Raw genomic sequence first — 26,982 nt, 5'->3', positions numbered from 1 at the left:
TTAATAATCCAGTTTTAAGGCAGCCAGTAGAGAGACAAAATCAGCATCTAATGGCGCATTAATTTCTAGCAACTGCTTACTCTGTGGGTGCACAAAGGATAAATAAGCCGCATGCAGTAATAGCCGATGGGAAGCAAAGTTCTCTCTAAACATGGCATTATGTTTACCATCGCCGTGAGAAGTATCACCAATAATAGGGTGACGTAAGTGCGCCATGTGACGACGCAACTGATGTTTGCGCCCCGTTTTCGGTGTCAGCTCCATTAAGCTGTAACGTGATGAATCATAGGGACGAACGGCAATAGGTAACTGGGTTTGCGCTAAGCAACGGTATTGCGTTTGCGCTGGTTGCGGCGGTTTGTCTTGCTGCGCCTGTTTATCGGCAATTTTATCGAGATCTTCACGCAACGCATAATCCAACTCACCATCAGCTAAAAAGCCGCGCACTACCGCTAAATAACGTTTGGTGGTGGAATGTTCGGCAAACTGAGCGCTAATCTGTTTGGCACTCTCTTTATCAAGTGCAAACAAGAGAACGCCCGAAGTCGGCTTATCTAAACGGTGTATCGGAAAAACATATTGGCCAATTTGATTACGCACTTTTTGTAAGGCAAACTCAGTGGCGTGCGTATCAATCCAGCTTCGGTGCACTAACAAACCAGAGGGTTTATTAACCGCCACTAAAAAATCATCCTGATAAAGAATATCAAGATCTGGGCTAGTCACCGTCATCTGTAAATCTTGATCTTCGATCAAGGCATCAATTTCATTCATGGGGCTCACTTAGCAAATGGTCAATACGACTAATAATATCCTCTATTTGACGACTATCTAGCGGTAGCGCCTTAAAATATTCATTGGCCATAGGGGCAACGCAGATTGTTGTTGGTAAAGGTAAAGAATAACGCAGTAAATTAATCATCTTAGGTAAAAAAATAAACTGCAGCCATTGCACAAAATTTAAAGTATCGATAGCAAAAGGCTCGCGACTCTGTAGTGCCGCTTCGCTCGGTGGGTCACGTTGCCATAGAGCCTGTAAACGCAGTTCACTTTCTAACTGATGTAAAAGTGCAGCGAGTAAATGGCGCGTTTGGCGCTCAGGTTCAATTTCAATCATTAATCGTGCCTAATTTTAACGAGTAAACAACTAATATACCCATGATACTTCAAGATGCAAAGTCAGTCATAAAAAGAGTGTCGAGATGTTAGGGATAAAATTGAATAATTATTATGCTAAATAGAGATTTTATAACTGCAGCTTTTTCCGTGCCCTACGGGGGCTAACACACAAACCAGCCCAGCGTTGTCACAGTCGAAAAGTGAATAATGTTACATTTTACCTTGATCAAACCCACCGCCTTAAAAGGTTAAGCTGTTAATTTGTTGGGGGTAAATGTATAGCCCCCCCCCCCCCCCCGACTTTCCATTCAAAAGGTAATAGGTTGTAGTGTCATATCTATCTCAAATCAAAATCTGTACAAATAGTTAGCGAACCAATTGATTAAGTGATAATTAATAGATAATGTTGTGACAATTCCAAATAAGATAGGTGGCGATGCATCAGATGATGCCATTTATATAAGCTGTTATGTTTAAAAATTAATGGCTGCTTATAGTGTATGGCAGTAGTTGACGTTCAATACTTTTAATTAATAAATAAAGGAAAAAAACAAATGAAATTATGGAAACTAGTATCGGCAGTAATAACATTAGTAATATCAACAGGGGTAAATGCCTCTCTAATTGGAAATGAAGTCTATGCACAGAATTCATTTTCAAATGGTCAAATTTTATTCAATTCATCCGAAATTGTTACCAATGATATAGAGTTTACTGACACCTATAATTCATTTGCATTATTTGAACTTGATTTATTTGATACTTATGCCTTATTTAGAATTACCAATACGTTCAATGGCGGCTTAGGTATGGGAGAACAACAGCTCGTAATTAATGGCTTCGATGACTTGATTATTGGAGTAAATGCCATACAGACTAAAATAGGATTATTTCCTAGCAACAACCCTGACTTTAGTGCATCTTTTAGTGAACACGGTATTACATTTGACTTGATGGGGTCTTTATCATTCGGTGGTTCGGAGTAGTTAAGGAGTGGCGAATAGATATTGACTCAATAGCAGTAGTTTCAGAACCTGCTACTATTTCATTGTTGGGTTTAGGTTTATTTGTTTTTGCTCTACGCAAGAAAGTAAAATAAGACATATGTTTGTAAGGCTCGTCAGATCAATACATAACAAAAAAACGGCTCATGCGGCCTGATCTTGCTTTTTGCCCTTTTACCTTCTCTAACTATCGCAGTGAAATAAAGGGCTTATTTAGCAAAAGGCGAGAAATACCTCCATCTGCATTGTGATAAAATCGCTCTGTAGAATTAATAACGAGACTGCTATCTCATGACTCGCAATCGGTGCGCTTTTATTGCTGGCTTTGCTTCTTGATGTAGCATGGGTATAATCGCTATTCCTGCTTAATAATAGAATAAATGCCATGAATATGAATACCCTAACCGATTTTTTAACGCAATCGCAATGTCAATTTAGAATATATGACCTTGGGCGAAAAGTGACGAAAATCGGCAATAGTGAATTTAAAAAAATTGCGCATAGTGAACAGCCTTACCCCTATCCGATTCAACAACATGCATTTATAGCGGTCACTTTTTGGCAGGTCAAACAACAAGACCACTTCATCTGGTTTTTAAAAATGCCATTAGATGAGCAAGGGTTAATGAAAATAACAGCTCAAACAAGCTTTATTAAGATGGTTATTGCCGCTATGGGCGATGATTTAACCACGGAGATCAGTAAAGAGCAGCAGGATAACCTCGCAAGTAACCCGTTTATCTTTAAACCGAATACCGAAAAACTGGCCATTTTTAATGCCAAACTCAATGCTGCATTTATCCGTCCCCCTTCTACTTTTTATCCTGAAGCGCATGCTTACTTTGCAGGTCAACGGGATTGGGCTGATTGGCAAACAGTTGGCCTGCAAGGCATTGCAGATATCTGCGCCCGCCTAGGCCACGATAACAATCAAACACATTTACTATCAGCGCTGCCAAAATTACCGCTGCAACCACTGCAATCATTAGCAGTCTGTTTAGAGCATCAAACGGAGATAGGCAGTGACCTTGCAAGCGCCATTGCCAAACAGGCACAGATTGAGCTACAGGCGGACCGCCAAGATAATGCGATTTTACTCTTACGTGCACTCGCCAGCGCACCAAGCGTGGGTATCACCAAGGCACTAATATTGGAACAATTTAACTCGTCGCTGATTTACAATGAGTATTGGTACGTCAGCATTGCGGGGCGTCTATGGACATTATTAGAAGATGAAACCCTACTTAATCGCTTTTTAGAGTCGCTGGCTAATCACCACTCAGCACTATTTCCACAATTATTTAGCGACTTAGTTGCCATTCCTCTCTTGCGTGAAAAATTACTTCAACAATTGCGCTTAACGGCTCGTTCACCTGCACTATCCCAAGCGATTGGGCGACTGTTTAGTGCAGTAAAAAAAGACTAGTATTAAAGGGGTCACCATGACTGATTTACTGTTTATTGTTTTGACTATCATCATTGCCATACTCATTTGGAAGCTACGTCAACAATCGGAATATGCTAAAGAGCTTATCACTCAACACTGCTACAAACTCGATTTACAGCTACTTTCAGTGGCTCGTTCAGGCTTTAACTTCAAACTTGGAGAACAATTTTTACAGGCGAGTTTTGTTTTTGAATTTAGCAGCGATAACGACAACAACTATCAAGGTGTGCTTTTTTTAACTGGGCTACGTACAGCACGTTTTAAACTCCCGGTGTACCGTACCTATGAAGATCCCAACACACTTCATTAACAGGGCAGGCTAATGTAGATCATCAGGAATTTTTTATGCAGCAAATATTACTTATTGCAGAACAGATCAGCCAACAGGGAAAAGTCCCCAATGTCGCAATGATAAAAGCACGCTTACCCAAGAATGTTCCCTTACCGCTTATTATTGAAGGTCTTAGAATGTGGCAAAAAAATCCACAACAAGCGTTTAATGAAGAGAATAATGCGTCACAAGAAGCGTCGCCGCAATCAACAGTTAGCCGTGAATTAGAAGCTTTGTTGGAAGAAAAAATTGAGCAAGCCCTGATGCCCTTACGTGATGAAATTAACCGTTTAAAAATAGCGCTAACAGAATTGCAAACCACCATAAAAGAAGATAATCAATAACCATGTTTATTAAAGAGCTCACCTTTGAGTGTTATCAAAACACCCAGTACGCAGCGGTTGAAAGAGCCATCAACAACTATTTCGATATGCTACGTTACAACGGCCAAATTCTTGGACGCGAATTTCCCATCGCCATGTTTGAAGGCTGGTTTACCACACGTCTCGTTTGCCCAGAAAATAATAGTTTAGATGAGCAATTTAATAGTCCACAGGTGACACACGCCTTGGCAGGGCTAACCAAGGCTGGATTGCTCTCTCCGAAAATTAAAAGCATTGGTGAAGATCTTAACTCCTTATGCAGCGCGGAAAACTTTCAGCCTAGTTGGCAAATTTTATACACGACTTTTTTAGATACCTGCTCGCCACTGCGCTGTGGTGAAACATTGGCACCCATTCCGCTTTATCGAACGCCAGAGGCAATTAGCAATGGAGATAGAAAAAGCGCAATAAAATGGCAGGAAGAGTGGATAAACTGCGATGAGTTACAGATGAACGGCTCAGCGGTTTCAATCATGGCGTTAAAGGAAATTGGCGACGTAGAGAGTAAACTCTTCTACCGTGGCAGTAATTTATGTAAACGCATTGAATATATTACCAAAGTACCAACCTATTATTATCTATATCGCGTTGCAGGACGTAGCCTCGAAGAGGAGCAAGCGCGTCCATGCCCAAGTTGTGGCGGTGATTGGAAATTACCCTCGCCTTTACTTGATATTTTTGATTTCAAATGCGATCCATGCCAGTTAGTATCAAACCTGTCATGGGACTTTAAAAAATAGCCCCACATATTAAGGAAATCGTTATGTTAAAAAAAATCAAACTGTTCGCGGCTATCGCACTGCTATTAGTGATCAGCTTTTTTATCCTCAAAAGCTGTACGCAGGATGAAGTGGGGGATGTCTCTTTGGGCATGTTCACCATGCAAGATATCAAAATAAATACCTTGGTTGATCCCATTGTCACAGGCGTCACCTGCCACATCGCCAGTATTGAAGCTAACTTAAGTTTGTCAGATCCTTCCGACAGCTCGATAGCTTGTCGTCAAACGGGTGAAATAACGCCAGCCATGATAGCGCAAATTGATAAAAGTAAATCCGGTGAGGTCGTGTTTAAAAAATCCAAAAGCATCTTCTTTAAAAACATGAAAATTCGCCGAATTTATGACCCTGAAAATCAAACCATAATGTATGTTTCATACTCCACCAAAGAGATATCAGGCAGTTTCAAACATAGCCTTTCAACGGTACCATTGTGGGGTACGAAGGCCTACCAGAAAGCGGCTGTGCTCAACGCCAAATAAACGGTAACCCAGTCGCGTTTTTTAAATCGCGACTGGGCGCATCGATGCTTTATAACGAACGCTACATTTGTAAATAATTGTCCTGCAACATATACATACGTTTTACGTCTCGATATTCACCATTAATGAAAAACTCCCCGACCAAATGGCCCTCTTCAATAAAACCATATGATTCGTAGAGATGAATTGCGCGCTGATTATCCGTTGCGACAAGTAAATAAACTTTATGTAAGTTCAAAATAGTAAAGGAGTAGTCCATCGCTTTATTAATCACCCATCTGGCAAAGCCTTTACCTTGATATTCTGGGGCAATAATAATTTGAAATTCAGCACTACGATGAATGTAATTAATTTCGATTAGCTCAACTAACCCTATAATCTCTTTTTCTTTATTTTCCACAACAAAGCGCCGCTCTGCGCTATCATGAATATGACGATTATAGAGCTCTTCGAGCTCATCAAAGGATTCGTAGGGTTCTTCAAACCAATAGGACATAATACTGCGATTATTGTTTAAGCGATGAACAAAGCGTAAGTCGCCTCGCTCAAGTGCCCTTAGCGATAATTCCATTTTTAAACCTTAATAAACTGTTTAATTGCACTTATAAATGTGTCGATATCGGTACGACTAATATCTAAGTGGGTGACTAAGCGCATCGGCTCCCCGGGACTCACAATGATCTCTTGCTGTTGTAATGCTTCACACAAAGCCAGCTGATCAATCTGCGTATCTAATTTGGCAAACACCATATTGGTCTGCACATGGTCAGGATTAACGCTCACGCCTTGAATTGTCGCTAGCTGCTCCGCTAAATAGTGCGCATTTGCATGGTCTTCCGCTAAACGTTGTACGTTATGGGTCAATGCATAATGCGCTGCTGCGGCAATTAACCCTGCTTGACGCATACCGCCGCCTAATACTTTACGCCAACGACGAGCGCTCTCGATTAATGCTGTTGACCCTAACAATAGGGAACCAATGGGCGCGCCTAACCCCTTTGATAAACAGATGGTCATGGAATCAAAATATTGGCTAATGGCTTTAATATCGACCTGTAATGCGATGGCAGCGTTGTAGACACGCGCGCCATCTAAGTGTAATTGTAAGCCGTTGTGATCGACAAATTCACGTGCCGCTTTTAAGTAAGAGAGTGGCAGCACTTTACCATTAATAGTATTTTCTAAGCTTAACAATTGAGTACGCGCAAAGTGTGGATCAATGGGTTTAATCGCGGCCTGTAATTTTACCAACGATAATGAACCATCTTTTTCGTTTTCAATGGGCTGCGGTTGAATAGAGCCTAATACTGCAGCGCCGCCCCCTTCAAATTTATAATTATGCGCCTGTTGACCACAAAGGTATTCGTCACCGCGTTGGCAGTGCGCCATTAATGCAAGCAGGTTAGCCTGTGTACCTGAGCTACAAAAGATTGCGCCGGCGAAACCATGCTTTTCAGCAGCCCATTTTTCAAGTGCATTAACGCTCTCATCATCACCATAGACATCGTCGCCAACGGGAGCCGCGACCATTGTCTGTAGCATCGCTTGAGAGGGACGAGTCACCGTGTCTGAACGAAAATCAATCATATTTTGTTCCTTGTACAAATGTGTTAATGATAACAAATCTAATCATCATCTATTCATTAATGCTTGTTAAAATAAACTATCTTATGCCAATACTTCACCATCACAACTATTATTTATACTTTCATTAACCGTTAAAAGAAGAGAAAATTGCAGTATACTCACACATTAATCTATAACGATTGAGTACCCACTCAACTTATAGCTACGCGACCTCAATAAACAAGTGAATGGACAAAAGTAAAATGAATCCTATTATTGCAACATTAAAAGAGTTAAATATCAGCGATGAGCAAATTAAAACACTATTTACAACCTTAACGGAAAACCCATTAATGGCAATGGGTGCCATACAACAACTCGGTTTACCCGCTGATAAATTACAAACTATAATGATGTCTGTCATGACTAAACCCGAGTTAATTAAAGAGGCTGTGCAGGAGTTAGGGTTAGATTTTTCGAAGGTAGAAGAAGCAAAAGCAAAACTGAATGAAAATCAGGCATAACATAAAAATAATCCCCCAAAAAAGATGAGAGTGCGGCTCTCATCTTTCTAGGTTAACTAGTTACACCATATCAACGACTTTTTCAGTTGCTTTTTTAGCAGCTAATTTATCAAGCATATCTTGAGTCACTAAGGTGACGCCATTTTTAGAGACACGGAAACCATTAGCTATATCTTGCTCTCTGTCGTAACCAATAACTAACCCAGCGGGAATACGGCATTTAGTATCAACAATCACTTTATGTAACTTACAGTGTTCACCAACATCACATTTTGGCATCAATACAGAACGTTCAATCAAGCTGTATGAATGGGTATGTACACTACAATATAAAAGTGATTTTCGAATAGTGGAGCCAGAAATAATACAACCACTGGCAACGGTTGAATCATAGGCGGTACCACGTCGTTGGTCGTTATCGAAGATAAACTTAGCAGGAGGAAGCTGCTCTTGATAGGTATAAATTGGCCATGTTCTATCATAGAGATCAAATTGCGGTTTAGGTTCGACCAACTCCATATTGGCTTCCCAAAATGAATCTAATGTACCGACATCACGCCAATAGGGTTGATTATTAATATTTGGATCTTGCATCGGATAGGCATAAATTTTATGAGCGTTAATAATGGATGGGATTATATCCTTGCCAAAATCGCGACTTGAGGCTTCCTTAATGAAGTCTTTATGTAAATGCTCAAACAAAAATTCAGCATTAAAAACATAATTTCCCATGGAGGCCAAACAAACGCCGGGTTTACCAGGTATTTCATCAGGTATTGCAGGCTTCTCTGCAAAGGAGATGACCTTATTTTCATCATTCACCGTCATCACACCAAAACTACCAGCAGCCTCTTCAACTGTTGTTTCAATACAGCATACGGTCATGTCAGCATTACTTCGAACATGCTGGGCAATGAGCAGGCCATAATCCATACGATACACATGGTCGCCAGATAAAACCAAAACATACTTTGGATTGTGACTTTGAATAATATCTAAGTTTTGATATACCGCGTCGGACGTTCCAACATACCAATTTTCGCCGAAGCGCTGTGAAGCCGGTAATATCTCCACGAATTCAGATGCATCGGCTTTAAATGCTCCCCAGCCACGATTAATATGGCGAATTAATGAATGTGATTTATATTGTGTTGCCACACCAACGCGATGAATGCCTGAATTAATGCAGTTAGACAACGGAAAGTCGATAATACGAAATGTACCGCCAAAATAGACCGCGGGTTTAGCACGACGATTGGTTAACTCAAATAAACGACTACCTCGCCCCCCTGCTAAAATTATTGCATATGTATCTCTGGTAAGATTATCTATATATCTATCATGGTTATTCACATAACACCTCTTTATATTTATAAGATACGCACAATCACTGAAATATAAAACAATAATAAAAAATTAACCATTAAAATAGCATTGTTTTTTGGCGACATTTATTTTTACCCTATAATATTAGACGCTGCGGTGTAAAAAAAACTAAATTTAACAAGTTCAATATCACAAAACATAATGATAGCTGATAAATAAATTTAGTTTGTTAAACGCTTATTTGATTTATGACTTTCCCATCTACTAATAAAAACAATTAATGGATTTGCTCTTTTTTGAACAGTGGAATAATTAATATTACTGTCATAATTCAGCACTACAATGACCACTCTAAAGCAATACCAATACCATAAATTAGTCACGCTATTTAAATAAAATAAATAGCTCATTAAGGAATTGGCTATTATCCGACCAGCATAAGGAAATTAGTAATATGTCATTAAATTTAGTGAAAAAATCGCTTCTTGCGGTGTCACTGACACTGGCTAGCTATAACAGTTTTGCACAAACACCCGTTAAAAATGTCATTGTCATGATCGGTGATGGCATGGGGCCGGGACAAATGGGTTTGCTAGAAGAGTATGCACGTAAGGCCCCTCACTCTATTTATAAGGGCAAAAATACCGCCATTAAAACCATGATTGATAATGGTGTCCTCGGTATGTCTCTACATAGCCCCGCCGATGCCTTAGTGGTTGACTCTGCTTGCTCAGCATCACAAATCGCCTCAGGTGTAAACAGCCCATCGGAAGCGTTAGGCCTCGATGTTGATGGTAATCCCGTTGATTCTGTACTGGAAATTGCGCAACGTTTGGGTAAAGCAACGGGGTTAGTCTCTGATACACGTCTAACTCATGCCACACCAGCCGCTTTTGCATCACATCAACCACATCGTTCATTAGAGAATGAAATTGCCCAAGAAATGCTTGCAGCCAATATCGATGTCATGCTTTCTGGTGGATTGCGTTATTGGATACCTAAATCAGTAAACGACAAAGGGGAGCAATATCAACAAATAGTGCAACAGACGGGTGGCTCGATCACCATCAAATCGAAACGCAAAGATGAAAAAAATCTATTAACAGAGGCGAAAAATGCAGGCTATAACTTGGCATTCACACGTCAAGATCTTGCTAAAACTAAAAATAATGGCAAATTGCTTGGCATATTTGCCTATTCAGGTATGCAAGATGGTATCGAATATAGCAACAGTAAGCATGATCCCAAAAGAACGCAGCCGAGCCTCAAGGAGATGACAGAAAAAGCATTAGATATTCTATCTCAAGATCCAGACGGCTTTTTCTTAATGGTTGAAGGTGGGCAAATTGACTGGGCAGGACATAACAATGATGCAGGAACCATGCTCCATGAAATGCTTAAGTTCGATGAAACAATACAATATGTTTATGAATGGGTAAAAGATCGTCAAGACACCTTAGTCGTGATCACCGCAGATCATGAAACGGGTGGCTTTGGTTTTAGCTATTCACGCTCCAATACGCCAAAAGCGGAAAAACGCAGTGGCATTGCCTTTAAAGATAGAGACTACAAGCCTAATTTTAATTTCGGTAGCATCACTATTTTAGATAAATTATATGCACAAAAAAACAGCTTTGCGATGATGTTGGCTGAATTCGATAAAAGCGAAAAAACGCCACAAACACTACAAAAAATAGTGAACCAAAATAGTGAGTTTGACATCACCTTAGCACAGGCTGAAGCGATTTTAACGACTGAACCCAATCATTATCATGATCCCGAAAACAGTTATTTAAAAGCAGAAACTTTTCCTAAGGTTGACGATTTTGAAGCCTTCTATGTTTATGGTGATGAGATCCGCAATGACCTTATTGGTCGAGCGATGGCTGAACAGCAAAATATAGTTTGGGGTACGGGGACGCACACCGATACGCCCGTTGCTGTTATTGCCTATGGACCAACACAAGTAACAGCACCTTTCTCGCAGCTTGCTCATCATACTGATATTGGTAAATTATTAATAAAAACAGTAAAAATGAGTGCAAAATAATCACTCGCTGCAGGCACAAGTAAAATCAACTGATTTTATCAAAAAACCTCATATAGCAATGAAAATGCATTTTGCATTTTCATTGCTAACAGGTATATAGTGGCTTATATCCTGCCACTATTCGAGGCCATCTGCCATGAAAATTCTTTGCGATACGCATTCTCACACCATTGCAAGCACCCATGCCTATAGCACTGTTCACGACTATATTTTTGCCGCTAAAAAAAATGGCTTACAGCTTTTTTCTATCACAGATCACGCGTCAACGATGCCCGATGCCCCACACCCATGGCATTTTGGGAATATGCATGTCATTCCTAGAGTCGTTGATGGTATTGCCATATTACGGGGCATTGAAGCGAATATCCTGACAACGCCTTTTACACAAGCCAAAAATCGTAATGTAGACCTAACAGATACGCTTTTATCCCATCTTGATTTTGCCATTGCCAGCTTTCATGAACCTGTTTTTCCACCAGCAAGTTTAAAAGAAAATACACGTGCTTTAATAAAATCGATGGAGAGTGGTGTTATCCAAATTATTGGTCATCCCGGTAATCCTAATTACCCCGTTGATCAAGAAGAGATCGTACGCGCAGCTAAAGATAATAATGTCCTACTGGAGATTAATAACAGCTCATTTACCCATTCGCGACAAGGTTCAGCCCCCTTTTGTAGTTCATTAATTGAACTCGTTGATAAGCATAACGGCAAAATTAGCCTAGGCAGCGATGCCCATATCAGCTTTCAAGTCGGGATTTTCGATCAAGCAATAGAAAAACTAATCGCGCTAAATTTCAATGAAAAAAATATTATAAGCAAAACACCTGAACGCTTTGTAAGCTTTTTAGGCGAACATGGCAAACCAGTTGCGAAAGAGTTAGCACCTTGGTTGACAATACTCAATAACGTTTGAAATATCAATTACATAGCACTTATCATTCAAGTAAAGTTAACAAAATAAGGAAATTTGATGCTGCTATTCACTAATTTTATTGCTCTCTTTTTAGAATCAGCCCCCTGGTTGATCCTAGGGCTTATTAGCAGGCATGCTGAAGGTTTTTGTCCCTATGTCATGGATGCAGAAGCAACTTGGTGGACATGGCTTTAAAAGCACAATAAAAGCAGCCTTACTCGGTGCCCCCCTCCCTTTGTGTTCATGCGGTGTTATACCTGCGGCAGTAGGTCTAAGGCGTTCGGGCGCATCAAAGGCGGCAACCACCTCCTTTTTGATTTCAACACCGGAAACAGGGGTAGATTCGATAGCGATTTCCTATGTTTTACTCGGCCCTTTTATGGCAATAGTCAGACCCCTTACTGCAATTATCAGCGCCATTACAGCTGGTTTGTTAGTTGGCCAAGAGAATCATTCCGATTCCACACAAACGCAAATTAAAAATAGTAGCTGTTGCAGTAATAACCAAGCGATCTCCAGCAACAAATGCACCTCTAGCAACGTCTCAAAAAATGGAAATAAGCCAACATCAAGCTGTTGTGGAACAGATAAAATGCCACAAAAGAAAACCATCACAACACGAATTTCTGATGGCTTACATTTTGCTGCAACGGATTTGCTAAAAGATACTAGCGGCTGGTTATTAATAGGTCTCTTTTTTGCAGCCCTAGTACAAACTTATGTGCCTATCGACTTTTTAGCAAAATGGGGCGATGGTATCTTAGCAATGTTAGCCATGGTCATCATTTCAATTCCCATGTACATCTGCGCCACGGCATCAACCCCCATCGCAGCAGGTTTATTACTTGCTGGAATATCTCCCGGTGCCGTACTTGTCTTTATGTTGGCAGGCCCAGCAACCAATATTGCGACTTTAGGGGTTGTCAGCAGTGAGTTAGGTAAACGTGCATTATGGGGGTATCTAGCGGGTGTGATCGGTGTTGCATTACTATCAGGAATCATTGTTAACTATTTGGTGGCAACGTGCGGTTTTGTCGTGACTCCTCAGATAGGAGCTGAGAGCAGTCTATTACCCAAGTGGATGATAAATATTGCGGGTATCATTTTAGCAATATTAATGGGTAAAGTATTGTTTGATATGCTACGGGTAAAATCGCTCCGTAAAATCGTTTAAGATTCCGAGGGTAATTTTCAATATGGACAGCAAAAATATCGGTGAAATGGTTCTCAGCACAGAAACAATAGTGCAAGGCGTTAATATCGTTGCAGAAAAACTTAATAGTCAATTTAAAGGGCAAACGGCCGTTATTATTTCGATAGTGCCCGGAGGCATAATATTCACTGCAGATTTAGTCAGACAGTTACAGTTTGAGCTGAAAATGGATTATATCTCCTGTATACATACCCCCGGTGATCGTAATAACAGCTCAGATATTATCTACTTTGAGAATGTCACTATTAAAGAATCAGCATGTTATTTTAGTGGATGATGCCATCGAGTCAGGAGAACGATGAAAAGAGTGGCTAAATTCTTTACTGATAATTTTCAACCCAAATCACTTTCAATTGCAACACTATTCGTTAAACCAGGTCGCGTTAAAATCTTAAACAAACAATATTTTGCCTATGAAATGGCAAATGACGACATGTTGATCGGTTACGGATTACCTTGGCAAGATAAATATAGAAATTTACCTTTTGTCAGTAAATTAATAAAATGACCAATATTCATCCAATACAGAGATTAATGAGGTAGCCCTCTCGCTTTGCGCGTCTCATCTATTCCACCAGCATTCGAGACCTTAGTATATCCCACGGCATTAAGAGCCTGCATTGCTTCTTTGGCTCTACGGCCACTGCGACAATAGAGGTGAATTTCTGTATTCCTATCTGGGAATAATTTCATAGTCTGTGCAACAATATCGGTGTGCACAATCAATATGTCTCCATCAATATGGTTCGCAGCATGCTCTTGTTGACTGCGTACATCAATCCAAACAACTTCAGCAAAGGATAATGAGCTTAAACTACTTGCTAATACTAGCAGTATAATTTTAAGAGAAAAACTCAGTTTCATAGTAGGCACCTTCAAGTATTATTAAGTTAAGCAATACAATAGCAGCAATAGATAACATACTACAATGTGACGTAAAAAATATAGGTGCTTTGAAAACGCTTATCCACAATATATTTGGATATATTTTAACGATTACTAATCAAGTGGCAATTCCGTTTTTTTAAAAACTTCTCGCAAAACAAAACTGGAATGGACACCGGTCACTCCCTCTAACTTAGTTAACTGCCCTAATAGAAATTTTTCATAATGCTGCATATCACGCACCACCACCTTTAATAAAAAATCGGCACTCTGCCCTGCGACAATCAAGCATTCTAGTACCTCGGGTAACCCTGCAATAGCCTGTTCAAATTTATCAAAACGATCGGGCGTATGGCGATCCATGGAAATGCCGATCATGACGGTTAGATTTAATCCAAGTACCGAGGGTTTTAATAGCGTTACATGCTTATCAATTATTCCAGACTCTTCCAACCTTTTCACTCGACGAGAACAAGGTGTCGCAGACAAACCGACACTATCGGCTAGTTCCAAATTACTAATACGCGCATTACTCTGCATGAGAGTAAGAATTTTCTTATCAATACGGTCGAATTTAATGACTTCCTGCATGGTTTTTTCACCCGATAGTTAACATTCACTAATAATATCAAATTAAGTAGTGATTTATTGCATAAATAATATAAATAAATAGTTAATTTGCAACCACTCACTACATTTTTTCTTTTATAGTTTACACATGGATAGCGAGCGATGTTTCTTACCAGAAACGGGTGGCAACAACCTTATCAAGGTGCGCCAACTCGCTAATTCATCAGCCTAAACATCTCCCCTAGTCGCAACTCGCAAGGAAATGACTCGTGTCAAATATCGCTAATACTCACTCTCATTTTAATCACAAAAAATATCGCGCTCACGCACCTATACAGAAAAAAGATAGACGCTGGCCGAATCGGGTTATAGAAACCGCACCGCAATGGTGTAGTGTTGATTTACGCGATGGTAATCAGGCGTTAATCGAGCCGATGACGCCGAGTCAAAAGATGGAGCTGTTTAAATTATTAGTTGATGTGGGCTTTAAAGAAATTGAAGTGGGCTTTCCTGCCGCATCGGCACCTGATTTCGAATTTGTACGCCAATTAATTGAACAGGATTTAATCCCCGATGATGTAACAATCCAAGTGTTAACACAGGCTCGCGAGCCGTTAATTGCACGCACTTTTGCTGCCTTGAAAGGAGCTAAAAATGCAATAGTACATCTATATAATTCAACCTCCACAGTGCAACGTGAACAGGTGTTTAAAAAATCACGCGATGAAATTACCGCAATTGCGATACAAGGAGCGCAATGGGTACGCGATTTTGCTAGCGCCGCTCCCGAAACGAATTGGTCATTTCAGTACTCTCCTGAGAGCTTTACTGGCACGGAGATGGATTACGCCTTAGCCGTATGTGATGCCGTGATTAACGTTTGGCAACCAACACCAGATAACAAGGTCATTATCAATTTACCAGAAACAGTGGAAGTCTCTACTCCAAATGTTTATGCCGATCAAATTGAATGGTTCTCAGACAATATTAGCCATCGTCAATCGATCAGTATCAGTTTACATACCCATAACGACCGAGGTTGTGGTGTTGCTGCCGCCGAATTAGGGGTATTAGCTGGAGCAGACCGTATCGAGGGAACACTACTTGGTAATGGTGAGCGTACTGGCAATATGGATGTTGTCACCATGGCGATGAATCTCTATAGCCAAGGGATTGATCCGCAATTAAATTTTGCTGATATGGATCGTATTATCAGCACCGTTGAACGTTGCACACAACTCGCGGTACATCCTCGCCACCCTTATGCTGGCGAATTAGTCTTTGCCGCATTTTCAGGTAGTCATCAAGATGCCATTAACAAATGTATGGCGATTGACACAGAGCAACGTAAACATGATCCCGAAACGCCTTGGCAAGTCGCTTATCTTCCCATCGATCCTCGAGATCTCGGGAGATCCTACCAACAAGTGATCCGTATCAATAGCCAATCAGGAAAAGGCGGGGTCGCCTATGTACTGGATTTAGATTATGGCATTCAAATGCCTCGTTGGATGCAAGTTGATTTTAGTCCGCATGTGCAATTACATGCAGAAAATAGTGAAAGCGAAGTATCGGCAACCACTATCTATACCATTTTCAACGATACGTATTTAGCCGCGCAAAGTATCGCAACAATAAACAACTACCAACTTAATCGTCAAGATAATCAAGATATACTGAATGCCGAAATAACCTCAATTGATGCTGCGATAACCCTTCAAGGAGAAGGTAAAGGTGTATTAGATGCCTTTGTAAAAGGAGTAAGTAAATCAATCAACACGGATGTTGTCTTAATCGACTACAGCGAACATGCCCTGCCAAGTAAAGAAGGCGCCGAAAATGAACAAGCAGAAGCAATGGCCTATGTACAGCTGAGTATTCAAGGTCAACGTTACTGCGCAGCCGCTAAATGTGATGATATCGTTACCGCTTCTTTACAAGCCGTACTCAATGCCGTTAATCGTAGTGGTATTCGTATTTGCCAGCACAAAAACGTAAAATCAGCCGCCCTATAAATTTCATTTTCACGGCGAGGCAATCACGGCCTCGCCATCATTAAATTATTTCTTTTTACTTCATTCTATTACGCTCCTCAGCATCAACTGAAAAATGAATTTTTCCCCAACAAAGATCTATCTGACACATGGTTACGTATTAACTAGGAATAGTGTCTATTATTAATAAAATGTTTGACTAAAGAGGCTGCTAAATCGATGGATATGATAAAAATAAGCAACGGTGAAACAGTCCTGCTAACGGGAAAAGATAAAGAACAGAAACGCGCTGCAATAAAATCATACTTTGAGACGACTTGGGCGTTATATGAATCATTATTTAGCCTCATCAATAATGATGACGCTTATTTTAAAAGAGCAGAACCACTACGACACCCTCTAATATTCTATTTTGGTCATACCGCGACTTTTTTTATTAATAAATTAAAACTGGGTAAATTTATAGATGCACGGATCAATGAAAATTTCGAATCGATGTTTGCCATCGGAGTTGATGAAATGTCATGGGATGACCTTGATCAAACGCACTATAACTGGCCAAGCGTGGATGCGGTACGACATTATCGAGCCCTAGTTAAACAGCGTGTTACTCTATTTATTGATACAATGCCATTAACCTTACCCATTGCACAATCATCTGCCGCTTGGGTGATTATAATGGCCATTGAACACGAACGAATTCACCTTGAAACCTCATCGGTTATCATTCGCCAACTTCCCATTACTGATGTGACTTGCCAATTAAACTGGTCAGCCTGTCCTGATACCGGCAGCGCCGCGGATAATTGCTTAATAAACATTACTGGAAAAAAAATTACGTTAGGCAAAAACAAAGATGATGACCGTTACGGTTGGGACAATGAATATGGTCAGCAAACATTTACCGTTGACGACTTTAAGGCCTCTAAATACCTTGTTTCCAATCAAGAGTATCTCTCCTTTGTCGAAGATGATGGTTACAACAAAGCGCAATATTGGACCCAAGAAGGAAAAAATTGGCTCGCCTATACCAAGGCGCAAATGCCTCGTTTTTGGTTTTTACGCAATCAACAAATTATGCAGCGCAATCTTAGCGAAGAGATACCCCTTCCTTTGAATTGGCCAGTGGAAGTAAATCAGCTTGAGGCAAAGGCATTTTGTAACTGGAAGGCAGAAAAATGCCATTCTTCTATCCGATTAATGACAGAAGCAGAGTGGTATCTTTTAAGAGAAAATATCCCCTATGATGCTCCCTATGGCGAACATGTTCCTGGCAATACGCAGCTTGCCTATTATGCCTCCTCCTGTCCGATTAATATATTTAAACACAATGGTCTCTTCGATATTGTCGGCAATGTTTGGCAATGGACAGAAACTGCGATGGATGGTTTCAGTGGTTTTGCCATTGACCCCCTTTATGATGATTTTTCTACCCCTACTTTTGATGGCAAACACAATCTCATCAAAGGAGGCTCTTGGATATCCACGGGAAATGAAACATTGCGTTCATCCCGCTACGCCTTTCGTCGACACTTCTATCAACATGCAGGGTTTCGCTATGTGCAATCGGATCATCACTCAAATAATGCGACACAGGTTAATATTTATGAATCAGACCAACTAATTGCACAATACCTAGAATTTCATTATGGAGCGACATACTTCGCTGTAGAAAATTATTCTATCAATGCCGTCAAACAGGCTTTACAAGCAATAAGATTAACACAGTGTGACAAGGCGTTAGATATTGGCTGTTCGGTAGGCCGTGCGACATTTGAATTAGCCAAAACCTTTACTCATGTTGATGGCATTGATTTCTCTGCACGATTCATTCAGCAAGCCTATCAATTATGTGAACGAGGAGAAAAACGTTATTGCATCCCCAAAGAAGGAGATTTAGTTGAATATAAAAGCATCTCATTAAAGCAGCTGGGATATCAGGGATTAACAGATAAAGTTCGCTTTATGCAGGGTGATGCAACAAACCTAAAACCCAGCTATACCGGCTATGACCTAATTTATGCCGCTAATTTAATTGATCGACTTTCCGAACCGAAACTTTTTTTGGATACAATTCAAGCGCGGTTAAATGAACATGGCTACCTTGTGATCACCTCGCCCTATACATGGTTAGAGGATTACACGGCAAAAGATAAATGGCTAGGCGGCGTGAAGGTGAATGGTGAAAATTATTCCACCTTAGATGGGCTGCATGCAGCCTTAGATAGCCATTTCAATTTAATTCACTGCGCCGATATTCCTTTTGTCATTAGAGAAACGGCACGCAAATTTCAACATACCGTTACGCAAATGACCATCTGGCAGAAATGCACAAAAACTTAGCCCGTTGAATGGGACAGTAATGCAACTAATGGCAATCGGCATAGCAATGACCCTAACTGCCAGGTTGGAAAAGTTACTTTTCCTCTCGAATAATTTTAATGTCAGAGAACCCCATCCGTGCAAATTCTGTATCACGGAAATTTTTAATAATCCCTTGCCCTCTGCAACTCAATTCCAGCTGTTTTTTCATCTCAAAATAATTTGTTAAGTCAATGCCTTCTGCTTGTGCAACGGCTTCATACACATCATGAAAGCGGTGATAAGAAAATTGCATTGTTTTACTTGCACCTTTAAATACGTAACTCACTTGCCTTGCCATAAATTCACCTTAATAATGCCATTCTGCATAAGTATCTAATCTATCTTATTGATTAAAATAATAAATAGCCAGCTATCACTGATATACGAAACAATCAGTGATAAGCTAACAGATAAAAAAGAGTCGTAATAATCATAAGAAAAATAAAAAGTCAGGTATAATTCCCTCTATTATTTACGCCTATCAGTAGCTCTAAAAAACAATAAGGTTTTACCGTGTTAGAAAAAGTAACCTCAACTAGCGATCATTATTTATCCATTTTATCGGCGATTATAGATAACAAATTTGTTATTGCACTGGTTTTTTTTAGCGCAATTATGATCATAAAAATGCTATTGATTCGTTTGGTCGAAAATAAGAATAAGAGCAATAAAAAAATAAAAATAAACATGATCAACAACATCGTCACCGTTGTACTGTTAATCGTTGTATTTAACATTTGGGCAGAAGAGATTCAAAAATTTGCATTTTCAATCGCCGCATTTATTGTTGCTATTGTTTTAGCAACACGGGAATTTATCCAATGTTTTATCGGCTTTATGTATATTCTCTCAAGTCGCCCTTATCGCATTGGCGATTGGATTCAAGTCGGTAACTATTATGGTGAAGTGCACTCAACAGACTGGATCAAATTAACACTATTAGAAGTAAATATAGATTCCTATGAATTTACCGGAAAACGCTCTATTTGCCTAATAGCCAGTTAATTACTTCATCCATTAAAAATTTAAATTTTTTAAAACGTTATGCAATGCACCACTTTACAATCACCCGAGATCAAAGCGTCAACCCATTTACGTTTCTTAATGCCCTCTACGTAAAAGCGAATGAATATTGTGCCGATTTTAGAGAGGTTGCCATTCGATATAATCAACTCATTGAAAATCGATTGGATGTTAATATAACTGGCCCAGAGCCTCACATCCAAATAGCTACATCAGAGACTGGAGATACACAAGTAATATTTACCATATTCTGCCCAACGGTTCGCGCGCTAGAAATAGAACAACAATTAACAGCCGATTTTATGTCCATGTGGTTTGCAGAGAAAAAATGTGCAAATAAGATCTAATACCAATTTTCATTATTTCGCTGTTACCCATGAGACTTCAATAACATAGGATGCTTTTTCTTGCAGACCTTGCATCTGAAGTATCATGGGGATAACTACTCTTTTATATCATTAGATTGTAAAAAAACCTTTGCTGGGTCAACTAAATAATTTTTGCCAAGCGCTTCACGTCCGAGCAACATTAGATAATTCATATCAGATCATCGGTTAAAGTAATTTCAATAGGCCATGTATCACAGCCCAATGTAATTGGAGTCTCAATAACATAGCGCTGTTCAGCGGTACCATTAGAGGATTTTATTTTTCTAATGTCACTGATTGGTGCTTTACAAGCAAGTAATCGATTAACATTATGAATATCGGGGTGAATATCAAATTTCACCCAAGGTTTCCCTTTAACTAAATATTTAACAATATTATCGACATGTAAAGAAGAGGTCTTTGCCCCAGTATCAACCCGCACTTGTAAGTCATCTATCTCTAATTCAGGTAAGGCAATGGACTCTAATCGTCCAACAATTTTCTTGTTTTTCATTATCGTATTAAACTCTCTTTAGAAAATTAACGTTTAATATCATCTTTTTGAACTAACATCTCTTGCACGGTTTCAATATCATCGGCAATTTTTTCATCATCTTCAGAAAAATAAGCAATATGAAACATCGCTTCCCCCTCTTGTACTAAAGGAATATTTTGCTTACCAATCACAATACCCGAGCGAACCGCCTGTACAACACCGAACACATCACCATAGGGACTGCCAATTTCAGCCAAAATATCTCCCTTCATGATTTGATCGCCTAGGTTACTTATATTATTAACGATACCACTTGCATTAGCTCTTAACCAACTACTATGATTGGCGATATAGGGTTCTATCTTTTTCCTTTTTATTGATCGTTTGCGCATCATACTTAAATGCTGCAGAACATTTTCAATTCCCTTTATTCCAGCTCTTATTGAAAACTCATCAAATCTTAAGGCTTCTCCTGCTTCATATAACAAAACCTTAGTACCAATTTTAACGGCGGCCTCTCGCAAAGAACCATCAACCAAGTTTGAATTTAAAATAACAGGCACACCAAACACCAGAGCAAGCTCTTTGGTTTCAGAATCAGATAAATTTGCTCTAATTTGCGGTAGATTGGAGCGATGAATCGCTCCGGTATGCAAATCAATGCCATAATCACAATGTTTCACAATTTCATTTAAAAATATATGCGCTACTCGCCCAGCCAAGGTTCCCTTCGCAGAACCAGGAAAAGAGCGGTTAAGGTCTCTTCTGTCTGGCATATAACGGCTCTGGTTAACCACACCGTAAACATTAACCATCGAAACGGCGATAATGGTTCCTCTGATTAGTTTAAAATTAGGTTGTCCCAATAAGCGCCTTATAATCTCAATACCATTAAGCTCATCACCATGTATAGCTGCACTTATAAAAACAATAGGTCCAGCTTTTTTTGCCCTGATAATATGAACGGGCAAAGAGACCTCCGCATCAGTATATAGTTTGGCAACGGGTATTTTTATTTTACGATTTTCTCCAGGTAAAATATCAAATTCACCAATACGTAATGCGTTAGCCATTTTTTATCATCCTTTTCCACGTGTTTTATTTAAACTATTTCCAGCATTTTTCTCAATAAACTCAATAATCATGCTTGCGACATCTTTTTTTGTTGCCGTTTCAATCCCTTCTAGTCCCGGTGAAGAGTTAACTTCCATTACCATTGGACCACTTGCCGATTGCAATAGGTCAACACCACACACGTTCAATCCCATCACTTTGGCGGCATTAACTGCCGTTTCTCTTTCAGCTTTAGACAAACGAATTACTTTTGCAGAACCACCACGATGCAAGTTAGATCTAAACTCACCTTCGGCCCCCTGACGTTTCATTGCAGCAACCACTTTACCGCCCACCACAAAACAACGAATATCAGCGCCACCGGCTTCTTTTACAAATTCCTGTACTAGGATATCAGCCTTAAGCCCCATAAACGCTTCGATAATACTTTCTGCGGCTTTCTCGGTGTCAGCCAGTACCACACCAATGCCCTGCGTTCCTTCTAATAACTTTATAACGACAGGCGCACCACCAACATTTTTAATTAAATCTTTAACGCTATCCGGTTTACAGGCAAATCCGGTTCTTGGTAGACCAATGCCTTTTCTTGATAATAGTTGTAATGAACGTAATTTGTCTCGAGAACGGCTAATAGCAACGGATTCATTAACATTAAAGGTTCCCATCATCTCAAACTGCCTTGCTACAGCAGTACCATAAAAAGTGACAGAGGCCCCAATACGTGGGATAATTGCGTCATACTTAGGCAATTCCTCACCATAATAACGTACGGTTGGACGGCTACTCGTTATATCCATATAGCAATGTAAAGTATCTATGACGTCAACTTCGTGGCCACGCAATTCGCCAGCTTCTTTTAAACGCTTAGTTGAATATAAGTTCGCATTCCTTGATAAAATAGCAATTTTCATAATAATCTCAATAGTAAATATGCCCAAGAATAACGATATAATATGGACATTGAATGTGATTTGGATTCTACTCACAAAACTCCATATAATAAAACTATTTCGCTACAATCCATTTAACATTTATGTAACTTATATGAAGTGAATAAAATGATGAAAATAGAATTACTAAAAACGTTCCTTGAAGTGAGCAGAACATTACATTTTAGATTAGCATCTGAATCGCTTTTTATCACTCAATCCGCCGTAAGTGCGCGTATAAAGTTGCTTGAAGATGAACTCGGTGTCTTGTTATTTGATCGCAGTCAAAATCACCTAAAGTTAACAGCAGAGGGTGAGCGCTTGATTAAACATGCCAATGAAATCATTTTGATGTGGCAAAAAACTAAACAAGATATAAGCATCACAGACAACAATTCACAACAGTTAGCGATCGGTTCCATGATGTCAATTTGGGATATTGTTCTACAAGAGTGGTTGCAAAAAATTCATAAAAATAGAGACGATATTAGCCTATTAACAGCAACCTACAACCCTGTCGAGCTGCGCAAAAATATTTTAAACCGTATCGTTGATATTGCCTTTTTATTCGAACCTACTTTTGCTGAAGAACTAATCACGGAAAAAATAGCAACGGTACCGTTACATTTAGTTACCAGCGAACAACAAAATGTTAATCATCCCTTTACGCTGAGTAATTATGTTAAAGTCGATTATGGTGAATCGATAAATTCGCAATATATGCGAGATTACCACGATGCACCAGCAGCTAAGCACTGCATAAATCAGCCTATAGTCGCGCTTAACTTCCTATTAGGGGTTGGAGGAAGTGCCTACCTGCCAAGACAGCTAACCGAACACTACTTGGCGAGTAAGCAACTCTATTTAGTTAACAATGCGCCAGTTTACTCGCGTGATATTTACGCAAATTATCTAGCCAAAAATGAAAAAATTGAGCTTATTGAAGATACTTTAAAACTATTTAGCCATGTAAATATATAAACAATCTTTCCCTTTAAAACCATTTTTTCTTCTTAAATAAAATAACTTGTAATGCAACAACAACCACTAAAAAGAAGACGAAATAGAGAAAAGCATCCACATTATCTGAGCCGGGTATACCACCAACATTGATGCCCAATAGTCCCGTAAAAAAACCCAGTGGTAAAAAAATAGCTGCGACGATTGATAATACATACATACGATTATTTAACTGCTCATTGATGCGATTATTAAGCTCCTCCTGTGAAACTGCAGCTCTATCTTTTATCGATTCTAGCTCTTCTATGTAACGAATTAATTGATCTGCGCTTTCACGTAAATGAATTTTATCTTGCGAAGAAAATAAAGTGAATTTGTCACTTAGTAACTGCTGAATAGCTTCACGTTGTGGCATCAGGTAACGTCTCAGCGAAATAACCTGACGACGTAAATCAGCAATTTCACTCCTCAAACCATAGGTACTTGTCGTTAAAATAGTCTCTTCAATTTCAGATACTTTCTCTTCGATATCATTGATGGTGTCAGTCATCCTTGCCATTAACCGCTCCACCAATTGCACGACGACTTCTACCGGGGATGTAGGCCCAGCTCCCTGTTAACAGCTTCCACCAAATCATGAACAGACATGATCGATCGTTTTCGGGTACTAATGATCCGGCCTTTCTCAACCCATATACGAATTGATACCATATCTTCAGGGTTACTATTTGGGGCAAGATTAACACCACGTAAAGCGATTAACACCCCTTGGTTGAGCATCGTTGCCCTTGGGCGAGTCTCTTCATTAAGCAACGCACTGATAACAACTGGATTTAGCTGACTCTGATTTTGTAACCACTCTCGAGTGGCAGGCAGGCTATAATCAAAATGCAGCCAATGGATTCGAGTGATATCAATTGCATCACTCGAATCAATTACTTCACGAACATTATCATCATTAAAGTAAAAACCATATATCAAGCCTTTCTTATCCATGACAACTCACCTATTTTATGCTGATAGCGATTAAATTAAAAATAATGTACCTAGACCGAGAAATGCAATAAAACCAAACACATCCGTAATAGTGGTTAATATCACGGCGCCCGATAAAGCGGGATCAATTTTGAATTTATCTAACACCCAAGGCACCCAAACCCCCGATAAAGAGGCGATGATGATATTGCCTAAAATCGCCAGAAAGATAGTTAATGAAAGTAGAAATTGATCGAACCATAGATAGGTAATAATACCAATCACCATTGCCCATAATACGCCATTAATAGCACCAACTTTTAACTCTTTATTAACAATATCTTTTCGATTGCTGTTTGTGATCTGCCCTAACGCTAAACCTCGAATTATAATTGTGATCGTTTGACTTCCGGTGATCCCCCCCATCGAGGCCACAATCGGCATAAGCACAGCTAACGCGACAACTTGTTGAATCGTAGCTTCAAATAAACCGATAAACCATGAAGCCAAAAAGGCAGTTGCCAAATTAATGCCAAGCCAAACCGCCCTGTTTTTACTACTTAACCAAATACTACCAAAAAGATCTTCCTCGTTATTTAAACCCGCAGCTTGCGTGATCAGATCCTCATTCTTTTGTTCTTTATATTTATAAGCAAAATGCAGATCTAAGCGTCCAGTTAAACAACCATTCTCATCTATCACCGCTAAAGCCGATTTACCTGAAAAAATAATTTTATCGACAGCATCATCGATATCATCGCTACTTTTAAGAACCTCAAAATCACTGTTCATAAGATCCGTTATGTTACTGTCGGGATCTGCACTGAGTAGCTGATTAATCGCTATATCACCAATTAAAACAGAGTCAGCGTCGACAATATAAGCAACCTCTGTTAAAACAGGTAAATTCACTGAACAAATTTTTCTTGCCGATGAGACTTTCAACTTTTTAGGGATTTGAATATCCTGAAAATTCTGCCAATGCCCAACTTCGTCAACGGAGTAATCCTGTGCTTTTTTATATAAACTGCGTTGCTTTGCAGTCATATTTTTAATAGCGTAATTTATAAATCGATCATTAAGGCTTTCAGATAAATCCAAAAGGCAAGTAGCATCTAGTTTTTCAAATAAAGGAAAACAATACTCATCATCAAAGCTATTTAAAAGCAGTTGTCTAGACTCAGTTTTCATTTCCACAAAAATATCTTGGCGAGTTTCTAAACTAAAGGATTGCCAAATTTTTTCTCGTATTACTAATGGAAATGATTCTAATAAAACAGCAATCTGTTCAGGTTGCAGTTCATCGGTGATCTCTTGAATAAGCTCATTTAAATCAGTATTTTCTTCTAATTTAATATTAATTTTATCAAGGTAAACTGATATTAATTCAATCGACATAAATGAGTCCTTTTTTATTATAATCAGTAAGCTAAATGTTACAGTTTTGTAATATATAACGAATAATCAGTTAAATATAGATGAAAAAATGGTTTTACATTATTATGAATATAGCCGCAAAATTAGGGAAATTTATTATTTTCCGCTATAACGTCCTGGTTTATGATTCACAAGTAAGATTAAATTCAAAGATACAGCAGCGACTATTGATAAGAGTATCGACATCCAATCAACAATAAAAATGGCAAGAAAAACCACCATGCAATCTACCCCCATTTGAAATTTACCGATGGAAATTCCATACTTCGCAGATAAGTATTGTGCCAATATATTCAAACCGCCTAAACTTGCTTGGTGACGGAATAACATGAGTAAGCCTGAACCAATCAACAACCCGCCCATAATCGCAGCATATACTGAATTTAATAAAGTAAACTGTAACATGGCAGAGGTAAACTCGACAAAAATAGAGAGTAACAAAACTGATATAAATGTTTTTATTGTAAAATTTCTTCCCAGTTGACAATAAGAAAGATAATAAAAGGGAAGGTTAATCGCAAAGAATATGACACTGAAACTATACTCTGATGCGTATTGCCCTAAAAAAGCAAGGCCTGCTGTACCACCAAGGAGTAAGCCGGCGCTATTAAAAAAATTAATCCCTAATGCAACCAATAAAGTCGCAATCACAATCGCTTGAAAATCTTCAAAATAGGAATGCTGATCAGCATTTATTCGTTTAGACATTGACTTCTATTTATCCTGTTATTAAAAAAGCCGCTTCAATTGAAGCGGCTTTGTCATTA

32 protein-coding genes and 1 pseudogene are annotated in these 26,982 nt (G+C 39.2%); 18 read left to right on the top strand and 15 right to left on the bottom strand.

What is annotated here, in order from left to right; all coding sequences use genetic code 11:
- Positions 1-732: a tRNA pseudouridine(65) synthase TruC gene (gene truC, locus AB1A03_RS04855; RefSeq protein ID WP_354623485.1), complete on the bottom strand. Its 732-nt coding sequence runs from the start codon at positions 730-732 to the stop codon at positions 1-3.
- Positions 733-766: 34 nt separating this feature from the next.
- Positions 767-1,117, bottom strand: a complete 351-nt coding sequence (locus tag AB1A03_RS04850) for a YqcC family protein (protein WP_354623435.1) — start codon at positions 1,115-1,117, stop codon at positions 767-769.
- A 556-nt stretch (positions 1,118-1,673) separates the two neighbouring features.
- Between AB1A03_RS04850 and AB1A03_RS04845 the strand changes: the two genes are divergently transcribed.
- The 7 genes from AB1A03_RS04845 to AB1A03_RS04815 all read left to right on the top strand — a co-directional run bounded on the left by AB1A03_RS04845 (position 1,674) and on the right by AB1A03_RS04815 (position 5,545).
- Positions 1,674-2,105, top strand: coding sequence for a hypothetical protein (locus tag AB1A03_RS04845; protein WP_354623434.1), 432 nt, complete (start codon positions 1,674-1,676; stop codon positions 2,103-2,105).
- Positions 2,084-2,218 (top strand): PEP-CTERM sorting domain-containing protein, encoded by a 135-nt coding sequence (locus AB1A03_RS04840; protein ID WP_354623483.1) that lies wholly within the window; start codon positions 2,084-2,086, stop codon positions 2,216-2,218. The genes AB1A03_RS04845 and AB1A03_RS04840 overlap by 22 nt, the downstream gene beginning before the upstream one ends.
- 290 nt (positions 2,219-2,508) lie before the next feature.
- On the top strand, positions 2,509-3,549 hold the full coding sequence (locus AB1A03_RS04835) for a DUF3549 family protein (RefSeq protein WP_354623432.1): 1,041 nt from the start codon (positions 2,509-2,511) through the stop codon (positions 3,547-3,549).
- Between the two features lie 16 nt (positions 3,550-3,565).
- Positions 3,566-3,880, top strand: a complete 315-nt coding sequence (locus AB1A03_RS04830) for a DUF3301 domain-containing protein (RefSeq protein WP_354623430.1) — start codon at positions 3,566-3,568, stop codon at positions 3,878-3,880.
- 35 nt (positions 3,881-3,915) lie between these two features.
- Positions 3,916-4,245, top strand: a complete 330-nt coding sequence (locus tag AB1A03_RS04825) for a hypothetical protein (protein WP_354623429.1) — start codon at positions 3,916-3,918, stop codon at positions 4,243-4,245.
- Positions 4,246-4,247: 2 nt separating this feature from the next.
- Positions 4,248-5,024: a Zn-ribbon-containing protein gene (locus AB1A03_RS04820; RefSeq protein WP_354623427.1), complete on the top strand. Its 777-nt coding sequence runs from the start codon at positions 4,248-4,250 to the stop codon at positions 5,022-5,024.
- A 23-nt stretch (positions 5,025-5,047) separates the two neighbouring features.
- Positions 5,048-5,545, top strand: a complete 498-nt coding sequence (locus AB1A03_RS04815; RefSeq protein WP_354623426.1) for a CreA family protein — start codon at positions 5,048-5,050, stop codon at positions 5,543-5,545.
- A 61-nt stretch (positions 5,546-5,606) separates the two neighbouring features.
- On the opposite strand, the gene speG is transcribed toward AB1A03_RS04815, so the two are convergent.
- Together speG and ltaE are read right to left on the bottom strand one after the other, a co-directional pair.
- Complete coding sequence (speG, locus tag AB1A03_RS04810; protein ID WP_354623425.1) at positions 5,607-6,116, bottom strand: spermidine N1-acetyltransferase; 510 nt, start codon at positions 6,114-6,116, stop codon at positions 5,607-5,609.
- 2 nt (positions 6,117-6,118) lie between these two features.
- Positions 6,119-7,132, bottom strand: a complete 1,014-nt coding sequence (ltaE, locus tag AB1A03_RS04805; RefSeq protein ID WP_354623423.1) for a low-specificity L-threonine aldolase — start codon at positions 7,130-7,132, stop codon at positions 6,119-6,121.
- A 242-nt stretch (positions 7,133-7,374) separates the two neighbouring features.
- On the opposite strand from ltaE, the gene AB1A03_RS04800 reads away from it, so the two are divergent.
- Entirely contained in the window at positions 7,375-7,635 is a 261-nt protein-coding gene (locus tag AB1A03_RS04800) for a DUF2999 family protein (RefSeq protein WP_354623421.1), read from the top strand.
- A gap of 60 nt (positions 7,636-7,695) precedes the next feature.
- On the opposite strand, the gene glgC is transcribed toward AB1A03_RS04800, so the two are convergent.
- On the bottom strand, positions 7,696-8,988 hold the full coding sequence (gene glgC / locus AB1A03_RS04795) for a glucose-1-phosphate adenylyltransferase (protein ID WP_354623420.1): 1,293 nt from the start codon (positions 8,986-8,988) through the stop codon (positions 7,696-7,698).
- Positions 8,989-9,415: 427 nt separating this feature from the next.
- Between glgC and AB1A03_RS04790 the strand changes: the two genes are divergently transcribed.
- From AB1A03_RS04790 to AB1A03_RS04770, 5 genes and pseudogenes are all read left to right on the top strand, one after another.
- On the top strand, positions 9,416-11,011 hold the full coding sequence (locus AB1A03_RS04790; RefSeq protein ID WP_354623418.1) for an alkaline phosphatase: 1,596 nt from the start codon (positions 9,416-9,418) through the stop codon (positions 11,009-11,011).
- Between the two features lie 136 nt (positions 11,012-11,147).
- The gene (locus tag AB1A03_RS04785; RefSeq protein WP_354623417.1) at positions 11,148-11,927 is read left to right on the top strand and encodes a phosphatase; all 780 of its coding nucleotides are present in this window, start codon (positions 11,148-11,150) and stop codon (positions 11,925-11,927) included.
- A 60-nt stretch (positions 11,928-11,987) separates the two neighbouring features.
- Positions 11,988-13,101, top strand: a pseudogene (locus AB1A03_RS04780) (SO_0444 family Cu/Zn efflux transporter).
- A gap of 22 nt (positions 13,102-13,123) precedes the next feature.
- On the top strand, positions 13,124-13,417 hold the full coding sequence (locus tag AB1A03_RS04775) for a hypothetical protein (RefSeq protein ID WP_354623416.1): 294 nt from the start codon (positions 13,124-13,126) through the stop codon (positions 13,415-13,417).
- Positions 13,418-13,438: 21 nt separating this feature from the next.
- Positions 13,439-13,648 carry a hypothetical protein gene (locus AB1A03_RS04770; protein WP_354623415.1) on the top strand — a complete coding sequence of 70 codons (210 nt, stop codon included), beginning with the start codon at positions 13,439-13,441 and terminating at the stop codon, positions 13,646-13,648.
- A gap of 23 nt (positions 13,649-13,671) precedes the next feature.
- Here the strand turns inward: AB1A03_RS04770 and AB1A03_RS04765 are convergent, their stop codons facing one another.
- Positions 13,672-14,004 carry a rhodanese-like domain-containing protein gene (locus AB1A03_RS04765; protein WP_354623414.1) on the bottom strand — a complete coding sequence of 111 codons (333 nt, stop codon included), beginning with the start codon at positions 14,002-14,004 and terminating at the stop codon, positions 13,672-13,674.
- Between the two features lie 135 nt (positions 14,005-14,139).
- Positions 14,140-14,616 carry an Lrp/AsnC family transcriptional regulator gene (locus AB1A03_RS04760; RefSeq protein WP_354623413.1) on the bottom strand — a complete coding sequence of 159 codons (477 nt, stop codon included), beginning with the start codon at positions 14,614-14,616 and terminating at the stop codon, positions 14,140-14,142.
- A 248-nt stretch (positions 14,617-14,864) separates the two neighbouring features.
- Here AB1A03_RS04760 and leuA point away from each other — a divergent pair, with 248 nt between their 5' ends.
- Positions 14,865-16,610 carry a 2-isopropylmalate synthase gene (leuA, locus tag AB1A03_RS04755; RefSeq protein WP_354623412.1) on the top strand — a complete coding sequence of 582 codons (1,746 nt, stop codon included), beginning with the start codon at positions 14,865-14,867 and terminating at the stop codon, positions 16,608-16,610.
- A 204-nt stretch (positions 16,611-16,814) separates the two neighbouring features.
- Positions 16,815-18,932, top strand: a complete 2,118-nt coding sequence (gene ovoA, locus AB1A03_RS04750) for a 5-histidylcysteine sulfoxide synthase (protein ID WP_354623482.1) — start codon at positions 16,815-16,817, stop codon at positions 18,930-18,932.
- A 73-nt stretch (positions 18,933-19,005) separates the two neighbouring features.
- On the opposite strand, the gene AB1A03_RS04745 is transcribed toward ovoA, so the two are convergent.
- On the bottom strand, positions 19,006-19,251 hold the full coding sequence (locus AB1A03_RS04745) for a DUF2960 domain-containing protein (protein ID WP_354623411.1): 246 nt from the start codon (positions 19,249-19,251) through the stop codon (positions 19,006-19,008).
- 215 nt (positions 19,252-19,466) lie between these two features.
- Here AB1A03_RS04745 and AB1A03_RS04740 point away from each other — a divergent pair, with 215 nt between their 5' ends.
- Together AB1A03_RS04740 and AB1A03_RS04735 are read left to right on the top strand one after the other, a co-directional pair.
- Entirely contained in the window at positions 19,467-19,958 is a 492-nt protein-coding gene (locus tag AB1A03_RS04740) for a mechanosensitive ion channel domain-containing protein (protein WP_354623410.1), read from the top strand.
- Positions 19,940-20,323 carry a hypothetical protein gene (locus AB1A03_RS04735; RefSeq protein ID WP_354623409.1) on the top strand — a complete coding sequence of 128 codons (384 nt, stop codon included), beginning with the start codon at positions 19,940-19,942 and terminating at the stop codon, positions 20,321-20,323. The genes AB1A03_RS04740 and AB1A03_RS04735 overlap by 19 nt, the downstream gene beginning before the upstream one ends.
- A 190-nt stretch (positions 20,324-20,513) precedes the next feature.
- Here AB1A03_RS04735 and AB1A03_RS04730 read toward each other — a convergent pair whose 3' ends face one another.
- The 3 genes from AB1A03_RS04730 to rimK are packed head-to-tail and all read right to left on the bottom strand — an operon-like array spanning position 20,514 to position 22,825.
- Positions 20,514-20,858, bottom strand: a complete 345-nt coding sequence (locus tag AB1A03_RS04730; RefSeq protein ID WP_354623407.1) for an ATP-dependent zinc protease family protein — start codon at positions 20,856-20,858, stop codon at positions 20,514-20,516.
- 26 nt (positions 20,859-20,884) lie between these two features.
- A complete protein-coding gene (locus AB1A03_RS04725) occupies positions 20,885-21,913 on the bottom strand; it encodes a succinylglutamate desuccinylase/aspartoacylase family protein (RefSeq protein WP_354623406.1) in 1,029 nt (342 codons plus the stop codon).
- A gap of 6 nt (positions 21,914-21,919) precedes the next feature.
- Positions 21,920-22,825: a 30S ribosomal protein S6--L-glutamate ligase gene (gene rimK / locus AB1A03_RS04720; RefSeq protein ID WP_354623404.1), complete on the bottom strand. Its 906-nt coding sequence runs from the start codon at positions 22,823-22,825 to the stop codon at positions 21,920-21,922.
- A 147-nt stretch (positions 22,826-22,972) separates the two neighbouring features.
- Here rimK and AB1A03_RS04715 point away from each other — a divergent pair, with 147 nt between their 5' ends.
- Positions 22,973-23,824: a LysR family transcriptional regulator gene (locus tag AB1A03_RS04715; protein ID WP_354623403.1), complete on the top strand. Its 852-nt coding sequence runs from the start codon at positions 22,973-22,975 to the stop codon at positions 23,822-23,824.
- 13 nt (positions 23,825-23,837) lie between these two features.
- Here the strand turns inward: AB1A03_RS04715 and AB1A03_RS04710 are convergent, their stop codons facing one another.
- The 4 genes from AB1A03_RS04710 to AB1A03_RS04695 form a co-directional block, all read right to left on the bottom strand.
- Positions 23,838-24,362 (bottom strand): CorA family divalent cation transporter, encoded by a 525-nt coding sequence (locus tag AB1A03_RS04710; RefSeq protein ID WP_354623402.1) that lies wholly within the window; start codon positions 24,360-24,362, stop codon positions 23,838-23,840.
- Positions 24,363-24,391: 29 nt separating this feature from the next.
- Positions 24,392-24,799, bottom strand: a complete 408-nt coding sequence (locus AB1A03_RS04705; RefSeq protein ID WP_354623401.1) for a CorA family divalent cation transporter — start codon at positions 24,797-24,799, stop codon at positions 24,392-24,394.
- Between the two features lie 30 nt (positions 24,800-24,829).
- Entirely contained in the window at positions 24,830-26,176 is a 1,347-nt protein-coding gene (locus tag AB1A03_RS04700; protein ID WP_354623400.1) for a magnesium transporter, read from the bottom strand.
- Positions 26,177-26,311: 135 nt separating this feature from the next.
- The gene (locus AB1A03_RS04695; protein WP_354623399.1) at positions 26,312-26,923 is read right to left on the bottom strand and encodes a DUF6198 family protein; all 612 of its coding nucleotides are present in this window, start codon (positions 26,921-26,923) and stop codon (positions 26,312-26,314) included.
- Positions 26,924-26,982: the final 59 nt, after the last annotated feature.

Origin of the sequence: Psychromonas sp. MME2 (assembly GCF_040566515.1) — a bacterium.
GTDB lineage: Bacteria > Pseudomonadota > Gammaproteobacteria > Enterobacterales > Psychromonadaceae > Psychromonas.
This window is presented reverse-complemented; position numbering and strand designations above follow the sequence as displayed.

What these genes read in the sequence shown, in the direction of transcription:
- truC (WP_354623485.1), bottom strand. Translation starts at nt 732, where the DNA reads ATGACGGTGACTAGCCCAGATCTTGATATTCTTTATCAGGATGATTTT.
- AB1A03_RS04850 (WP_354623435.1), bottom strand. Translation starts at nt 1,117, where the DNA reads ATGATTGAAATTGAACCTGAGCGCCAAACGCGCCATTTACTCGCTGCA.
- AB1A03_RS04845 (WP_354623434.1), top strand. Translation starts at nt 1,674, where the DNA reads ATGAAATTATGGAAACTAGTATCGGCAGTAATAACATTAGTAATATCA.
- AB1A03_RS04835 (WP_354623432.1), top strand. Translation starts at nt 2,509, where the DNA reads ATGAATATGAATACCCTAACCGATTTTTTAACGCAATCGCAATGTCAA.
- AB1A03_RS04830 (WP_354623430.1), top strand. Translation starts at nt 3,566, where the DNA reads ATGACTGATTTACTGTTTATTGTTTTGACTATCATCATTGCCATACTC.
- AB1A03_RS04825 (WP_354623429.1), top strand. Translation starts at nt 3,916, where the DNA reads ATGCAGCAAATATTACTTATTGCAGAACAGATCAGCCAACAGGGAAAA.
- AB1A03_RS04820 (WP_354623427.1), top strand. Translation starts at nt 4,248, where the DNA reads ATGTTTATTAAAGAGCTCACCTTTGAGTGTTATCAAAACACCCAGTAC.
- AB1A03_RS04815 (WP_354623426.1), top strand. Translation starts at nt 5,048, where the DNA reads ATGTTAAAAAAAATCAAACTGTTCGCGGCTATCGCACTGCTATTAGTG.
- speG (WP_354623425.1), bottom strand. Translation starts at nt 6,116, where the DNA reads ATGGAATTATCGCTAAGGGCACTTGAGCGAGGCGACTTACGCTTTGTT.
- ltaE (WP_354623423.1), bottom strand. Translation starts at nt 7,132, where the DNA reads ATGATTGATTTTCGTTCAGACACGGTGACTCGTCCCTCTCAAGCGATG.
- AB1A03_RS04800 (WP_354623421.1), top strand. Translation starts at nt 7,375, where the DNA reads ATGAATCCTATTATTGCAACATTAAAAGAGTTAAATATCAGCGATGAG.
- AB1A03_RS04790 (WP_354623418.1), top strand. Translation starts at nt 9,416, where the DNA reads ATGTCATTAAATTTAGTGAAAAAATCGCTTCTTGCGGTGTCACTGACA.
- AB1A03_RS04785 (WP_354623417.1), top strand. Translation starts at nt 11,148, where the DNA reads ATGAAAATTCTTTGCGATACGCATTCTCACACCATTGCAAGCACCCAT.
- AB1A03_RS04775 (WP_354623416.1), top strand. Translation starts at nt 13,124, where the DNA reads ATGGACAGCAAAAATATCGGTGAAATGGTTCTCAGCACAGAAACAATA.
- AB1A03_RS04770 (WP_354623415.1), top strand. Translation starts at nt 13,439, where the DNA reads ATGAAAAGAGTGGCTAAATTCTTTACTGATAATTTTCAACCCAAATCA.
- AB1A03_RS04765 (WP_354623414.1), bottom strand. Translation starts at nt 14,004, where the DNA reads ATGAAACTGAGTTTTTCTCTTAAAATTATACTGCTAGTATTAGCAAGT.
- AB1A03_RS04760 (WP_354623413.1), bottom strand. Translation starts at nt 14,616, where the DNA reads ATGCAGGAAGTCATTAAATTCGACCGTATTGATAAGAAAATTCTTACT.
- ovoA (WP_354623482.1), top strand. Translation starts at nt 16,815, where the DNA reads ATGATAAAAATAAGCAACGGTGAAACAGTCCTGCTAACGGGAAAAGAT.
- AB1A03_RS04745 (WP_354623411.1), bottom strand. Translation starts at nt 19,251, where the DNA reads ATGGCAAGGCAAGTGAGTTACGTATTTAAAGGTGCAAGTAAAACAATG.
- AB1A03_RS04730 (WP_354623407.1), bottom strand. Translation starts at nt 20,858, where the DNA reads ATGAAAAACAAGAAAATTGTTGGACGATTAGAGTCCATTGCCTTACCT.
- AB1A03_RS04725 (WP_354623406.1), bottom strand. Translation starts at nt 21,913, where the DNA reads ATGGCTAACGCATTACGTATTGGTGAATTTGATATTTTACCTGGAGAA.
- rimK (WP_354623404.1), bottom strand. Translation starts at nt 22,825, where the DNA reads ATGAAAATTGCTATTTTATCAAGGAATGCGAACTTATATTCAACTAAG.
- AB1A03_RS04715 (WP_354623403.1), top strand. Translation starts at nt 22,973, where the DNA reads ATGATGAAAATAGAATTACTAAAAACGTTCCTTGAAGTGAGCAGAACA.
- AB1A03_RS04710 (WP_354623402.1), bottom strand. Translation starts at nt 24,362, where the DNA reads ATGGCAAGGATGACTGACACCATCAATGATATCGAAGAGAAAGTATCT.
- AB1A03_RS04705 (WP_354623401.1), bottom strand. Translation starts at nt 24,799, where the DNA reads ATGGATAAGAAAGGCTTGATATATGGTTTTTACTTTAATGATGATAAT.
- AB1A03_RS04700 (WP_354623400.1), bottom strand. Translation starts at nt 26,176, where the DNA reads ATGTCGATTGAATTAATATCAGTTTACCTTGATAAAATTAATATTAAA.
- AB1A03_RS04695 (WP_354623399.1), bottom strand. Translation starts at nt 26,923, where the DNA reads ATGTCTAAACGAATAAATGCTGATCAGCATTCCTATTTTGAAGATTTT.